Source organism: Amaricoccus sp., from assembly GCF_047602525.1.
In the GTDB taxonomy this organism is placed as follows: domain Bacteria; phylum Pseudomonadota; class Alphaproteobacteria; order Rhodobacterales; family Rhodobacteraceae; genus Amaricoccus.
Genome location: NZ_JASGHB010000001.1, coordinates 909,069 through 923,458, shown reverse-complemented (window position 1 = coordinate 923,458; position 14,390 = coordinate 909,069). Strand labels below are relative to the sequence as shown.

The window sequence follows — 14,390 nt, the reverse complement described above, 5'->3', positions numbered from 1 at the left end:
AGGCAACAGGGACGGGCACCCGCGCCCGTCCCCGGGAACCTCGGGCGTCAGGCCCGGCCGTAGGCCTCGGCCATCGCCACCTGCAGCGCGCGTTCCGGCTTTTCGTTGCCCCAGCCGACCAGCTGGAACGCCGGATAGAACCGCTCGCAGGCGTTGACCGCCGTGCGCACCATGTCCTGGATCTGCGCTTCGCTGGCGTGCGCGCCGCCCGCGAGATTGAGGCTGTAGCGATAGCCCATGAGCTTCTGCTCGCGCCAGAGCACGAAGGCGCCGCTCCAGCAGATGTCGTTGGCGAGGCCCATGGCGGTGTGCATCGCCGAGAGCCGGCGCGCGGGCGGTGACATCTCGAAGGCGCAGATCAGCCGCAGCGCCTCCTCGCGCGGCGACCAGGCGAGGGTTACGGAATACGTCCGCCAGGACCCTTCGATCGCCATGGCGATCTGGTCCTCGGCGATGCGGTCGAAGTCCCAGGAACATTCTTCCGCCAGCGTCTCAACGATGTCGATCGGATGGAGTTCCTCGGTGTCGAAGTCACGCTCGACAATGCCCATGCCCGCAGCCCTCTCATTCTGGCCACCGCGGCGGGCGTCACCCCGCGCGGGGGCGTGAGGTTAACAACAGGTCAGCCGGATTCGCGGCTTCCCTACAAGATATGGTGGGGTATGCGGGGCGCACCTGTAAAGCGAAATCATTGTGCGCCCGCACAAAAAATCATGACGTCGTTAACGCGGCATCAATGCTCGGCGGCCGGGCGGGACGCCGCCTCCAGCGCGTCGAGTCGCGCCTTCAGCGCCTCGTTTTCCTCGCGCGCCTTCTGCGCCATGGCGCGTACCGCGTCGAACTCCTCGCGGGTGACGAAGTTGCGCTCGGCCATCCAGCGGTCGACGAAGCCGCGCATCGCGGTTTCCGCTTCGGTCTTCGCGCCTTGCGCCACGCCCATCGCGTTGGTGAAGAGGTGCGAGAGATCGTCGAACATCTTGTTGCGGGTCTGCATCGGGCGGCTCCTCGGCTTGCCTGTCCCCGCGCATATGGCGTTCGCCGGGCCGCTTGCCAAGGTCAGGGCCGGCTGACCCGCCCTCCCGACACCGGCAGGCGCGCGCCGGTGGTCGACGGGGCCGACGTCGGCAGGCCGCGCAGCACGCGGACCGCGAGAAACGCGAACGCCTGCGCCTCCAGCATGTCGCCGTCGAGGCCGGCCGCCTCCACCGGCTCGACCGGCGCGTTCGTGCGTGCGGCGAGCATGGCCATCAGCGTCCGGTTGCGCCGCCCGCCGCCGCAGACGAGCCAGCGGGTGGGAGGCTCGGGGAAATACCGCGCTCCTTCCGCCACGCAGGCGACGGTGAGCGCCGCCAGCGTCGCCGCGCCGTCCTCGGTCGACAGCTCGCGCACCGCATCTAGAAACCCGTGGAAGTCCTGCCGGTCCAACGATTTCGGCGGCGACCGGCGGATGTAGGGGTGATCCGGCAGGCCCGCCAGAACCTCCGGGCGAACCTGCCCCGCGCCGGAGACCGCGCCGTCGGCGTCGAACGCCGCGCCCCGCCGCTCCTTCAGGAAATCGTCGAGCAGCGCGTTCCCCGGCCCGGTGTCGAAGGCGACGAGCGCCCCCGCCGCCTCGGGGGACGCCGCCCGCGGATCGACCCAGCTCACGTTCGCCACGCCGCCGATGTTGAGGAACGCGAGCGGCGCCGTCGCCCCGATCGCCCGGGCCAGCGCGAAGTGGAAGAACGGCACCAGCGGCGCGCCCTCGCCGCCGCTCGCCACGTCGGCGGTGCGGAAATCCCACACCACCGGCACGCCTGCCTCCGCCGCCAGCCGGTCGCCCCGGCCGATCTGGTGCGTGCCGCGGCCCTGCGGCTCGTGCGCCAGCGTCTGCCCGTGGAAGCCGACGAGATCGAGGCCCTCGAAGCCGGCGATCGCCGCGGCATGGGCGCTGCGCACCCGCGCCTCCACGTCGTCGAGCCCCGGATCCCCCGGCCAGCGCCCGAGCGCCGCGCGCAGCGCCGCGCGGTCGCCGGGGGAGAACGGCCGGAACGCCGTCGGGCCGAACGCCGCCACCTGCTCGCCGTCGGTCTCGAGCACGGCCGCGTCCACCCCGTCCATCGACGTTCCCGACATCAATCCCAGGACCCGCATGCGCCCGCCCTTCCGCCCGGGCCTTCCGTCAGCCCGGGAACCGCTATAGAAGGGCGCCCTCTCCCGTGGAAGGACCCGTGACCGATGACCCAGCGCCCGAAGAGCGACTTTCTCCACGTCATGGCCGAGCGCGGGTATCTGCAGGACTGCACCGACCTCGACGCGCTCGACGCCCGGCTCGCGGCCGGCGTCGTGCCGGCCTACATTGGCTACGATGCGACGGCGCAGTCGCTGCACGTCGGGCACCTGCTCAACATCATGATGCTGCGCTGGCTGCAGAAGACCGGCCACCGGCCGATCACGCTGATGGGCGGCGGCACCACCAAGGTCGGCGACCCGTCGTTCCGCTCCGACGAGCGGCCGCTGCTGACGGCCGAACAGATCGGCGGCAACATCGCGACGATCCGCGGCGTCTTCGCGAAGTATCTCGACTACTCCGACGCGCCGTCGGGCGCGATCATGCTCGACAATGCCGAGTGGCTCGACAGCCTGAACTACCTGAGCTTCCTGCGGGACATCGGCCGGCATTTCTCGGTCAACCGGATGCTCTCGTTCGAGAGCGTGAAGTCGCGCCTCGACCGCGAGCAGCCGCTGAGCTTCCTCGAATTCAACTACATGATCCTGCAGGCCTATGACTTCCTGGAGCTGTTCCGCCGCGAGGGCTGCCTGCTGCAGATGGGCGGCTCCGACCAGTGGGGCAACATCGTCAACGGCATCGACCTCACCCGCCGGGTCGCCGGCGCCGAGGTCTTCGGATTGACCTCGCCGCTGCTCACCACCTCGGACGGCCGCAAGATGGGCAAGTCGCAGGGCGGCGCGGTCTGGCTCAACGCCGACATGCTCAGCCCCTACGAGTTCTGGCAGTTCTGGCGCAACACCACCGACGCCGACGTCGGGCGGTTCCTCAAGCTCTACACCGAGCTGCCCGTCGACGAATGCGACCGGCTGGGCGCGCTCGGCGGTGCGGAGGTGAACGCGGCCAAGGTCACGCTCGCGAACGCCGTCACCACGCTCTGCCACGGCGCGGAGGCGGCGACGCAGGCCGAGGCGACCGCCCGGGCGGTGTTTGCCGAGGGCGGCGTCGGCGATGCGCTCGAGGTACTGACGATCCCGGCGGAGAGCGTCGGCACGGGCATCACCCACCTGCTCGTTGCCACCGGCCTCGTGAAGTCCGGCAAGGAGGCCAAGCGCCTGATCGCCGAGAACGGCCTGCGCCTCGACAACGCGCTCGTGTCCGATCCGAACGCCGTCGTCACCGCCGACGCGCTGGCCGGCGGCCTCAAGGTCTCGATCGGCAAGAAACGCCACGCGCTGGTGCGCCTCGCCGAGTGAAATCCCGGCACGGGCGCTTGCCCTGCGCGGCATGCCGTGCTCCAAGGTTCCAGCGCGGAACCGGCCCGCGCGGGGGCGAGCGGAATCACGGCATTGGCGGAAGCGGCTACACCCGGCGCGGCAGTGGCAATCGACAGGATTGACACGGGTGCGCGCGTGGCGCTCTCCGGGGACTTCAGCCTTTCCGGGGTCGAGACGATCCTCACCCGGCTCGCCGCCGTCACCGGCCCCGGCCCGATCGTGGTCGACGGGGCCGGCATCGCCGCCTTTGACACGGCGGGCGCCTGGGCGATCGCCACCCTGCGCCACCGCCTCGCCGCCGAGGGGACCGACGTCCGCATCGAGGGCCTGGCCCCCGAGCGCGCCGCGCTGCTCGACACGGTGGAAAAGAGCCTGCCAGCCGACACCGCGCCGGCGCCACAGGGCAACCGCTTCATCCTCTGGCTCGATGGCTTCGGGGCCGACGTCGCCGGCGCCTGGGGCACACTGACCGAGATCGTCAGCCTGCTCGGATCCATCATCGTCCGGCTTGGCGCGGCGGTTCGCCACCCCTCGCGCCTGCGCCTCACCTCCATCGTGTTCCACCTGCAATCCGCCGGTCTCGCCGCCGTGCCGATCGCCGCGCTGATGTCGTTCCTGATCGGCGTCGTGCTCGCCTACATGGGCGCGGTGCAGCTGCAGCAGTTCGGCGCGGAGATCTTCGTCGTCGACCTGATCGCCATCGCCGTCCTGCGCGAGCTCGGCATCCTGCTGACCGCGATCATCGTCGCCGGCCGCTCCGCCTCGGCGTTCACCGCCTCGATCGGCTCGATGAAGATGCGCGAGGAGATCGACGCCATGCGCACCCTCGGGCTCGACCCGATCCAGATCCTCGTCGTGCCCCGCGTGCTGGCGCTGCTGATCGCGCTGCCGCTGCTCGGCGTCATCGCCAACTTTGCCGGGCTGATCGGCGGCGGCGTCATGGCGTGGCTCACCCTCGGGATCTCGCCCGAGACCTTCATGGTGCGCCTCTCCGACAACGTTGCCGTGGCGCACTACATCGTCGGTCTCGTCAAGGCGCCGTTCTTCGCCATCGTCATCGCCCTGATCGGCTGCCACCACGGGCTGAAGGTCAAGGGCAACGCCGAAAGCCTCGGCAGCCTCACCTCTGCCTCCGTGGTGCTGGCGATCTTCCTGGTGATCGTGCTCGACGCGATCTTTGCCATCTTCTTCGCGACGGTGGGCCTGTGATGCTTCCGGACCAGTCACCCCCCGCCCAGACGCCACACGCCCAGACGCCCCCCGCCCAGACCCGCGAGCCGATCATCAAGGTTCGCGGCGTGGTCAACCGCTTCGGCTCGCAGACCGTCCACGACGGTCTCGACCTCGACGTCTACCGCGGCGAGGTCATCGGCATCGTCGGCGGCTCGGGCACCGGCAAGTCGGTGCTGCTGCGCTCGATCGTCGGCCTGAATCGCCCGGCGGCCGGCTCGATCCACGTCCTGGGCGTCGACGTGCTCAACGCCACCGAGCCCGAGATCGAGGCGGTCAGCCGCCGCTGGGGCGTGCTCTTCCAGCAGGGCGCGCTGTTCTCCTCGCTCACCGTGCAGCAGAACGTCGAGGCGCCGATGCGCGAGCTGCTCCACGTTCCCGCGTCGCTGCGCGAGGCGCTCGCCCGGCTCAAGGTCTCGATGGCCGGCCTGCCGCCCAACGCCTGCGGCAAGTTCCCCTCCGAGCTGTCGGGCGGCATGCAGAAACGCGCGGGCCTCGCGCGGGCGCTCTCCCTCGATCCGGCCATCGTCTTCCTCGACGAGCCGACGGCGGGCCTCGACCCGATCGGCGCCGCGGCCTTCGACGACCTGATCCGGCAGCTGAAGGAGTCGCTCGGCCTCACCGTCTTCATGGTGACGCACGACCTCGACTCGCTGCACGCGATCTGCGACCGCATCGCGGTCCTCGCCCACAAGAAGGTGCTGGTGACCGGCACCATGGCCGACATGCTGAAGGTCGATGACCCGTGGGTGCGCGAGTACTTCCACGGGCCGCGCGCCCGCGCCGCGCTTTCCGCGAGCTGAGAGAGGAATCATGGAAACCCGTGCCAACTACATCCTGATCGGCGCCTGCGCCCTGCTCGGGATCGTCCTCGGGCTCGGCTTCTTCGTCTGGCTCGCCAAGTTCCAGATGGATCGCCAATACGCCTACTACGACGTGCTGTTCGACGACGTCTCGGGCCTCAGCCGGGCGGCCGACGTGCGCTTCAGCGGCCTGTCCGTCGGCCAGGTCATCTCGCTCGACCTCGACCACACCGGCGGCGGCCTCGTGCGCGTGCGCATCGAGGTCGACGCCGACACCCCGCTCCACGAGGGCTCCTCGGCGCAGCTGCAGGCACAGGGCGTCACCGGCGTCTCGCTCGTCGCCCTCGCCGGCGGCGATCCGACCAAGCCGCTGCTGCGCCACACGGCCGGCGGCGGCGTGCCGATCATCCCGGGCCACCGCTCGGTGGTGCAGTCGATCGCCAAGGACGCGCCGGCGCTGATCGCCGACGCCCGCGGCCTGCTCGCCGAGATGCAGACGCTGTTCGGCCCGGCCAACCAGGGCAAGGTCGCCTCGATCCTCACCAACACCGACGCCGCCACCGGCGATCTCAAGACGGCGATCGCCGGCGTCTCGTCGATCGCCAACTCGGTCCAGTCCGCCACCGGACAGATCGCCGGCTTCACCGACAAGCTCGTGCCGCTCGCGGAGAATGCCGACGGCGCGCTGACCGAGGCGCGCGGCACCATGGCCTCGATGACCGGCGCCTTCGACAAGGCGCAGGGCACGCTTGGCACCGCCGACGACACGCTCACCGCCTTTGGCGGCGTGGCGAAGACCGCCGATGGCCTGCTCACCCAGGACGGCGCCGCCGCGCTCGCCGACCTGCGCGCGACCACGGCACAGGTGAAGGCGCTGACCGACAGCCTCGGCTCCGAGGCGCACGCCGTGCTCACCGCCACCGGCGAGACCGCGACCACCGCCACCGCCCGCCTCGACCAGCTCGAGGGCACGATCACCGCCCTCGACACCGCCCTCGCCAAGGCCACCACCACGCTTGCCTCGATCAACTCCGCCGCCGGCGGCATCGACGGCCTCGTGCGGGGCGACGGCACCGCGCTGGTCGGCGACGCCCGCACCACGCTCGCTTCGGTGCAGGCGTCGGCCGATGCGATCCAGCACGCGGCGACCGACGACCTGCCAGCGATCATGACCGAGATCCGCCAGGCGCTCGCGGCGGTCAACGCCACCGTGGCGCAGGCATCGGGCGACATCACCAGCTTCACCGGCGACCTCGCGCCGCTGGCGGCGCAGGCCACCACGACGCTGGGCGCCGCCACCGCCGCGTTCCAGAACGCCAATGCCGCCCTCGACCACCTCGAGCCGATCCTTGCCAGTGCCGACGGCACGCTGCAGTCGGCCCGCGCGGCGTTCGGGACCGCCGACCGCATCCTCTCCACCGACATCTCGCCCGCGACCGAGAGCCTGCGCACATCTGTCGTGAACATGTCGAGCGCGATCGACGCAATCTCCGGCGACCTGCCCGCGGTCTCGCAGGAGCTGAAGACCACGCTTGCGCAGGCGACCGCGACCATCCAGCGGATCAACTCCATCGTGCAGCAGAACGCCGGTCCGCTCAATCAGTTCACCGCCCAGGGCCTGCCGCAATTCACCCGCTTCGTCCAGGAGGCGCAGGCCCTCGTCGGACGCCTCGACCGCATCGCCCAGCAGTTCGAGCGCGACCCGGCCCGGTTCCTGCTGAGCCCCCCGGCCCCCACGTACAGGAGATAGCGATGTCCCCGACACCGCAGCGCCGGTTCCCGCTGGCCCGCCTCGCGCCCGCAGCCCTGCTCTCGGCGATGCTCGCGCTGTCCGCCTGCGCGACGGCTGCGTCGCTGCGCAGCGCCGCGACGCCGCTCGACACCTACACGCTCAACCCGCTCGCCTCGCCCGCCGCGACCCAGAGCGGCAGCCGCATCGTCTATGTTGCCGACCCGACCGCCAATGCCGCGATCGCGGGCGACCGGATCGCCATCAAGCCGAACTCGATCCAGGTCGCGCTGCTCGGGGACGGCCGGTGGATCGAGGCGCTGCCGCTGCATGTGCGCAACGTGCTCGCCCGCTCGCTGGCGAACACCGGCCGCTTCGCCTTCGTCGGCACCTCGACCGTCGGGCCGCTCCCGGACTTCACCCTGCTGACCGACATCGACGCTTTCCAGGCGGAAACGACGGGGGGCGGCGACCCCGCCCGCGTCGTGGTGTCGATGACGCTCACGGTGCTGCGCGATGTCGATGGCAGGCTCGTTGCCAGCCGCCACTTCGTCCAGACCGCCAACGCCCCCGCCACCGACGCCCGCTCCCTCGTCCTCGCCTTCGATGCGGCCAACGGCGCGCTGCTGCGCGACGCCGTGCCGTGGGCGACGTCGGTGATGACGGGTCGGCCGAGCTCGTGACGGCAGCGGCGACCGGCGCCTCCTCGGCGGTCTTGCGCCCGCGTTGCGAAGGGTGATCGGCCAGGGCCGTCAGGGGTGGAGATTTCCGCGGAAGGATGCCAATCCATCAACGGAGGTCTTCCCCCGCCGCGGCGTGCGAACGACAGCGGGCACCGGACTTCGCATGTGGCCGCTGCAGGACCGTGACATGACCCGACCCGACGCCGATCTCGAACGCCGCATCGCGCAGGCGCGCGGCGACGCGCCCGCCGACCTCGTGCTCCGCGGCGGCCGGGTCTTCGACCTCGTGACCGGCGCGATGATCGACGGCGACGTGGCGATCTGCGGCGCGCGGATCGCCGGCATCGGCGCCGGCTACGACGGCGCCCGCGTCCTCGACGTCAGCGGCCTCACCCTCGTCCCCGGCTTCATCGACACCCACCTTCACGTCGAGAGCAGCCTCGTCACCCCCCACGAGTTCGACCGCTGCGTCACCCCGCGCGGCATCACCACCGCGATCTGTGACCCGCACGAGATCGCCAACGTGCTCGGGACCGACGGCATCCGCTGGTTCCAGGACGCGTCGAGCCACCTCGTCATGGACCTGCGCGTGCAGCTCTCGTCCTGCGTCCCCTCGACCGACATGGAGACGTCGGGCGCCCGCATCGAGGCAGACGACCTCGCGCCGCTGATGGGCCACCCCTCGGGCATCGGCCTCGCCGAATTCATGAACTATCCCGGCGTCGTCCATCGCGACCCTGCCGCGATGGCCAAGCTGCGCCTGTTCGCCGGCGGCCATGTCGACGGCCACTGCCCGCAACTCGGGGGCCGGGACCTCAACGCCTACATCGCCGCCGGCATCCGCACCGAGCACGAGGCGACGGCGCCCGAGGAGGCGCTGGAAAAGCTCCGCAAGGGCATGCGCGTGCTGATCCGCGAGGGGTCGGTCTCGAAGGACCTCGACGCGCTGCAGCCGATCCTGACGGAGGCGACCAGCGCCTACCTCTGTCTCTGCACCGATGACCGCAACCCGCTCGACATCGCCGAGCACGGGCATCTCGACTACATGATCCGGCGGCTGATCGCGCTCGGCACCCCGCCGCTCGCCGCCTATCGCGCCGCGTCGCTCTCGGCGGCGGAGGCGTTCGGGCTCAAAGACCGCGGCCTGATCGCCCCGGGCCTGCGCGCCGACATCGTGGCGATCGACAGCCTCGAGGGCTGCCACGCCCGCCTCGTGCTCTGCGCCGGCCGGGTGGCCGACGCCGCCGCCTTCGCCGCCCGCCCCGCGCTCGCGCCGATCGGCCGCGCCTCCGTCAAGGCGCCGCGGGTCGCGCCCGCCGACTTCCGCAACGGTGGCAACCGCACCCTGACCGACGTGATCGGCATCCTCGAGGGCAAGATCATCACCGCGCACCTGCGCGAGGAGATCGCCATCGTCGACGGCGACAAGCGCCCCGACCCAGCCCGCGACCTCCTGCGCATCGCCGTGGTCGAGCGCCATGGCAAGAACGGCAACATCGCCACCGGCTTCGTTCGCGGCTTCGGGATGCAGGCCGGCGCCATCGCCTCGACCGTCTGCCACGACCACCACAACATCGTCGCGGTCGGTGCCGACTATGCCGACATGGCGCTCGCCGCCAACCGGCTCGGCGAGATCGAGGGCGGTTTCGTCGTCGCGCGCGACGGCGCAGTCCTCGCCGAACTGCCCTTGCCCGTGGCGGGCCTGATGAGCCTCGACCCGTTCGAGACGGTGGAGCGCCGCCTCGCGGCCCTGCGCGCGGCGGCGCTGTCGCTCGGCGTGGTGCTGGAGGAGCCGTTCCTCCAGCTCGCCTTCCTCGCCCTCCCCGTCATCCCGGCGCTCAAGATCACCGACCGCGGCCTCGTCGACGTGGAGAAGTTCGAGATCGTCCCGGGCTAGCGCCTCAGGCGCGCGCCCACTCGATGACCAGCTCCTCGCGGAAGGCAAAGCGCCGCAGGTGGCTTGCGATGACCTCCTCGACGCGCGCGAGCGCCTCGACGTCCGCCGCCGATGCGGTCAGGCTCAGCCGCTCGCCCTGCGCCTCGAGCCCGCAGCGGCCGAATGGGAACGCCACCTCGCCCTGCCCGTCCTCGAACCGCGCCTCGACCTTGTGGCCGAAGTGCTTTGCCAACTGCGCGGCATAGCCTGCCGCCTTCGGCGTCGTCACCACCGCCTCGCTCTGCAGCGCACCCACCGTTTCCGTTTCAGCCATCGTCGCCCCCACCTGTTCCGCCGCGGCGCGGATCGCCGCCGCTATGTCATTGGCTGCCGCTTCATCCACCGGCCCGCGCGCGAACCGTGCGCGCAGCGCCGATTTCAGCGCGCCCATCGCCTCCATCACCGGCTCCAGCCGCTCCCGCCGCCGGTGCGGCGCGCCCAGCCGGCCGTCGAGCGCCTCGACCGCCTCGCGGTTCGCCGCGAGAAACGCCGCGCCCTCGTCGGTCAGGCGATAGCTGCGCCGGCCACCTCCGGCCTCGGACGCGGCATAGCCCATGTCCTCGAGCCACGAGAGCGTCGGATAGATCACCCCCGGGCTCGGGGTGTAGCCGCCGCCGGTGCGCGCCTCGATCGCCTTCATCAGCTCGTAGCCGTGCCGCGGCGTCTCGGCGATCATCCCGAGGACAATCAGCCGCAGGTCGCCATAGTCGAACGGCCGACGGCCGCCCGGCGATCCGTGGCCGCGTCCCGGCCCGCGCTCAAGCCCGTGCTCAAGCCCGTGCTCACGCCCCTGGCCGAACCCGTGTCCGCTGCCACGGCCGTCGGGGGCGGCGAAGTGGCGGTCTCTCCCGCCGTGTCTGTGCTTGTGTTCCATCATGTCGTTCGACATAATTCACGATATATCGTATTTCAAGATATATCTCGATTATCGCCGCCGCGCCCGCATCGCCCCTCGACATCCCGCGCCGCAGGGGCTAGACCCCCGCGCGACCCAAGCGTTCCAGGCCCGAGCCACATGCAAGCCGTCGTCCTTTCGATCCACCTCATCCTCGCGCTCGCGCTCATCATCGTGGTGCTGCTGCAGCGCTCGGAGGGCGGCGCCCTCGGCATGGGCGGCGGCGGCGTGATGACCAGCCGCGGCGCCGCCACGGCGCTGTCGAAGCTCACCTGGATGATCGGCGCCGCCTTCGTGGTGACGAGCCTGGCGCTCACCATCATCGCCGCCCGCGACAGCCGCAGCAACTCGGTGATCGACGGCATGGACACGTCCGCGCCGGCCGCCACGCCCGCCGTTCCCGACCTCGGCACCGACCTGCTGCCGAAGGTCCCGGGCGCCACGGACGACGGGCCGGCCACGCCTCCCGCGCCGGACGCCCCCGCGACCCAGGCGCCCGCCGCTCAGGCTCCCGCCTCCGACGCTCCGGCGACGGAAACGCCAACTCCGGCGCCAGCGACCACTGCTCCCGCCGCCACTGCCCCAGCCACGCCGCCGGCCGGGGACGCCCCCGCGACGCCGCCGCCGGCGCAGTAGTCGCGCCATACCGTGGCGGCAACCACTGGTTGCCGCCTCCGGGCGATCCACAGGATATTGCGAGGAACTGCTTGCCGTCCCGGCGGCATTCCCGTACTGATTGAGTCCCGTGGGCCGTCAGGTCTCGACAAGAATTGCCGTTCGTACCAAGGCACGGGAGCAGCTTTCCATGGCGCGCTACATCTTCATCACGGGCGGCGTCGTCTCGTCGCTCGGCAAGGGCCTCGCGTCGGCGGCCCTCGGCGCGCTGCTGCAGGCGAGAGGCTACTCGGTCCGCCTCCGCAAGCTTGACCCCTATCTCAACGTCGACCCGGGCACGATGTCGCCTTTCGAGCACGGCGAGGTCTTCGTGACCGACGACGGCGCGGAGACCGACCTCGACCTCGGCCACTACGAGCGCTTCACCGGCGTCGCCGCGCGCCGCACGGACTCCGTCTCCTCGGGCCGGATCTATTCCAACGTGCTGGAGAAGGAGCGCCGCGGCGACTACCTCGGCCGGACGATCCAGGTGATCCCGCACGTCACCAACGAGATCAAGGACTTCCTGAAGGTCGGCGAGGATGAGGTCGACTTCATGCTCTGCGAGATCGGCGGCACCGTCGGCGACATCGAGGGCCTGCCGTTCTTCGAGGCGATCCGCCAGTTCGGCCAGGACAAGCCGCGCGGCCAGTGCATCTACATGCACCTGACGCTGCTTCCCTACATGGCGGCCTCGGGCGAGCTGAAGACCAAGCCGACGCAGCACTCGGTGAAGGAGCTGCGCGCCATCGGCATCGCGCCCGACGTGCTCGTCTGCCGCTCCGAGATGCCGATCCCGCCGAAGGAGCGCGAGAAGCTCGCGCTTTTCTGCAACGTCCGCCCCGACGCGGTGATCGCCGCGCAGGACCTGCGCTCGATCTACGAGGCGCCGCTCGCCTACCACAAGGAGGGCCTCGACCAGGCCGTGCTCGACGCCTTCCTGATCTCGCCGGCGCCGAAGCCCAACCTGTCGAAATGGGAGGACGTGGTCGACCGCATCCACAACGCCGAGGGCGAGGTGAAGGTCGCGATCGTCGGCAAGTACACCCAGCTCGAAGACGCCTACAAGTCCATCGCCGAGGCGCTGACCCACGGCGGCATCGCCAACCGCGTCAAGGTCCGCGCCGAATGGCTCGACAGCGAACGGCTGGAAAAGCAGGAGGACATCGCCTCGGTGCTCGAGGGCTATCAGGCGATCGTCGTCCCCGGCGGCTTCGGCGAGCGCGGCACCGAGGGCAAGATCCGCGCGGCGCAGTTCGCCCGCGAGCGACAGGTGCCCTATCTCGGCATCTGCCTCGGGATGCAGATGGCCGTGGTCGAGGCGTCGCGCAACCTGCTCGGCCTGTCCGACGCGGGCTCGGAGGAGTTCGACCACGAATCCGGCGCCCAGCGCTACACCCACGTCATCTACCACCTGAAGGAGTGGCTGGAGGGCAACCGCACCATCAAGCGCGAGGTCTCCGACGACAAGGGCGGCACCATGCGCCTCGGGGCCTACAACGCCACCCTCACCGCGGGCAGCCAGGCGGCGACGATCTACGACACCACCTCGATCTCGGAACGCCACCGGCACCGCTACGAGGTCGACATCGCCTATCGCGACAAGCTCGAGGGCTGCGGCCTGAAGTTCTCCGGCCTGTCACCGGACGGCCGCCTGCCCGAGATCGTCGAGATCCCGGGCCACCCGTGGTTCATCGGCGTGCAGTTCCACCCGGAGCTGAAGTCGAAGCCCTTTGCCCCCCACCCGCTGTTCGCCGACTTCGTGCGCGCCGCAAAGGAGCAGTCGCGGCTGGTCTAGCCGGTTGCAATGAGCGGAGGCGCGCAGTCCATGCCGGGCCAGACCCTCGACATCCCGCCGGGCCCGAGCCTCACCCTCGTCCTCGGCGGCGCGCGCTCCGGCAAGAGCCGCCTCGCCGAGTCGCTCGTCACGGCGACGCCGGCGCCCTGGCGCTACCTCGCGACCGCGCAGGCGTTCGACGACGAGATGGTGGAGAGGATCGCCGTGCACCGCGCCGGCCGTGCGGCGGGCTGGGAGACCGACGAGGTGCCGCTCGCACTGGCCGAGGCGCTCTCGGCCCTGCCGCCCGGCTGCCCGGTGCTGGTCGACTGCCTGACGCTCTGGCTCTCGAACGTGCTGCTCGCAGGGCATGACCCCGAGGCGGAGTGCGGCCGCCTCGCCGACGTGCTCGCGCGCCCGTGCGGCCTCTGGGTCGTGGTGGCGAACGAGGTGGGCCTTGGCATCGTCCCCGACAACGCCCTCGCCCGCCGCTTTCGCGATCATGCGGGCTGGCTGAACCAGCGGATCGCCGCGACCGCCGACCGGGTGATCCTGACCGCCGCCGGCCTGCCGCTGCGGCTGAAGTAGCCTCTACCGCCCGTCCGGCGCCTCCCCGAGCTCGGCGAGCAGCGCCACCCGCGCGCGACTGAGACGGCTCTTCACCGTGCCGACCGCGCAGTCGCAGATCCGCGCCGCTTCCTCGTAGGACACGCCCAGCATCCCCACCAGCACCAGCACCTCGCGCTGCGCCTGCGGCAGCCGGCCGATCGCGGCACGCACCTCGCGGACCTGCGCGCTCCACTCCTGCGGCGCCTCGCGCCCGGAGCCGACGTCCTCGATCTCGATGCCCGTCGTCTCGCGCCGCGACTTCGCCACGCTGGTCAGGAAGGTGTTGCGCATGATGGTGAAGAGCCAGGACTTCAGCCTCGTGCCGGGCTCGAAGCGGTGCAGGTTGGCGATCGCCTTGGTCAGCGTCTCCTGCACCAGGTCGTCCGCGTCGGCATGACTGCGGCAGAACGTCCGCGCAAAGGCGCGCAGCGCAGGGATCAGCTCGACGACCTCCTGCGCCTCGATCCGCCCGCGCTCGCGGCGGCCGGGGCGCGGCTCCGCATCCTGCTCGTCGTCGGCTTTCGGTGTCACGGGGAGGATTCTTTCCGCTCGGACCTCGGCCATTCGGAAACGCCCCGTCACCGGGCC

General features: G+C 71.0%; 14 protein-coding genes. 9 read left to right on the top strand and 5 right to left on the bottom strand.

The features are described from left to right. Positions 1–47: 47 nt before the first annotated feature. The 3 genes from QM699_RS05015 to QM699_RS05005 all read right to left on the bottom strand — a co-directional run bounded on the left by QM699_RS05015 (position 48) and on the right by QM699_RS05005 (position 2,133). The gene (locus QM699_RS05015; RefSeq protein ID WP_415010093.1) at positions 48–551 is read right to left on the bottom strand and encodes a YbjN domain-containing protein; all 504 of its coding nucleotides are present in this window, start codon (positions 549–551) and stop codon (positions 48–50) included. Between the two features lie 182 nt (positions 552–733). After that, positions 734–994: an accessory factor UbiK family protein gene (locus QM699_RS05010; RefSeq protein ID WP_415010092.1), complete on the bottom strand. Its 261-nt coding sequence runs from the start codon at positions 992–994 to the stop codon at positions 734–736. 62 nt (positions 995–1,056) lie between these two features. Then, positions 1,057–2,133, bottom strand: coding sequence for an anhydro-N-acetylmuramic acid kinase (locus QM699_RS05005; RefSeq protein WP_415010091.1), 1,077 nt, complete (start codon positions 2,131–2,133; stop codon positions 1,057–1,059). A gap of 84 nt (positions 2,134–2,217) precedes the next feature. Between QM699_RS05005 and tyrS the strand changes: the two genes are divergently transcribed. The 6 genes from tyrS to ade all read left to right on the top strand — a co-directional run bounded on the left by tyrS (position 2,218) and on the right by ade (position 9,828). Then, complete coding sequence (gene tyrS, locus QM699_RS05000) at positions 2,218–3,465, top strand: tyrosine--tRNA ligase (protein WP_415010090.1); 1,248 nt, start codon at positions 2,218–2,220, stop codon at positions 3,463–3,465. Positions 3,466–3,621: 156 nt separating this feature from the next. Next, on the top strand, positions 3,622–4,695 hold the full coding sequence (locus tag QM699_RS04995; protein ID WP_415010089.1) for an ABC transporter permease: 1,074 nt from the start codon (positions 3,622–3,624) through the stop codon (positions 4,693–4,695). Further along, the gene (locus QM699_RS04990) at positions 4,695–5,519 is read left to right on the top strand and encodes an ABC transporter ATP-binding protein (protein ID WP_415010088.1); all 825 of its coding nucleotides are present in this window, start codon (positions 4,695–4,697) and stop codon (positions 5,517–5,519) included. The genes QM699_RS04995 and QM699_RS04990 overlap by 1 nt, the downstream gene beginning before the upstream one ends. Positions 5,520–5,529: 10 nt before the next feature. Next, positions 5,530–7,269 carry an MlaD family protein gene (locus QM699_RS04985; protein ID WP_415010087.1) on the top strand — a complete coding sequence of 580 codons (1,740 nt, stop codon included), beginning with the start codon at positions 5,530–5,532 and terminating at the stop codon, positions 7,267–7,269. A 2-nt stretch (positions 7,270–7,271) separates the two neighbouring features. Then, on the top strand, positions 7,272–7,931 hold the full coding sequence (locus QM699_RS04980) for an ABC-type transport auxiliary lipoprotein family protein (RefSeq protein WP_415010086.1): 660 nt from the start codon (positions 7,272–7,274) through the stop codon (positions 7,929–7,931). Positions 7,932–8,118: 187 nt separating this feature from the next. Then, the gene (gene ade / locus QM699_RS04975; RefSeq protein WP_415010085.1) at positions 8,119–9,828 is read left to right on the top strand and encodes an adenine deaminase; all 1,710 of its coding nucleotides are present in this window, start codon (positions 8,119–8,121) and stop codon (positions 9,826–9,828) included. Between the two features lie 4 nt (positions 9,829–9,832). On the opposite strand, the gene QM699_RS04970 is transcribed toward ade, so the two are convergent. After that, positions 9,833–10,756 carry a DUF2218 domain-containing protein gene (locus tag QM699_RS04970; RefSeq protein ID WP_415010084.1) on the bottom strand — a complete coding sequence of 308 codons (924 nt, stop codon included), beginning with the start codon at positions 10,754–10,756 and terminating at the stop codon, positions 9,833–9,835. Positions 10,757–10,882: 126 nt separating this feature from the next. On the opposite strand from QM699_RS04970, the gene secG reads away from it, so the two are divergent. From secG to cobU, 3 genes are all read left to right on the top strand, one after another. After that, positions 10,883–11,398 (top strand): preprotein translocase subunit SecG, encoded by a 516-nt coding sequence (secG, locus tag QM699_RS04965; protein WP_415010083.1) that lies wholly within the window; start codon positions 10,883–10,885, stop codon positions 11,396–11,398. A 169-nt stretch (positions 11,399–11,567) separates the two neighbouring features. After that, positions 11,568–13,214, top strand: coding sequence for a CTP synthase (locus QM699_RS04960; protein WP_415010082.1), 1,647 nt, complete (start codon positions 11,568–11,570; stop codon positions 13,212–13,214). A gap of 30 nt (positions 13,215–13,244) precedes the next feature. Then, positions 13,245–13,781: a bifunctional adenosylcobinamide kinase/adenosylcobinamide-phosphate guanylyltransferase gene (cobU, locus tag QM699_RS04955; protein ID WP_415010081.1), complete on the top strand. Its 537-nt coding sequence runs from the start codon at positions 13,245–13,247 to the stop codon at positions 13,779–13,781. A 3-nt stretch (positions 13,782–13,784) separates the two neighbouring features. On the opposite strand, the gene QM699_RS04950 is transcribed toward cobU, so the two are convergent. Beyond that, the gene (locus QM699_RS04950; protein ID WP_415010080.1) at positions 13,785–14,333 is read right to left on the bottom strand and encodes a sigma-70 family RNA polymerase sigma factor; all 549 of its coding nucleotides are present in this window, start codon (positions 14,331–14,333) and stop codon (positions 13,785–13,787) included. Positions 14,334–14,390 lie beyond the last annotated feature (57 nt).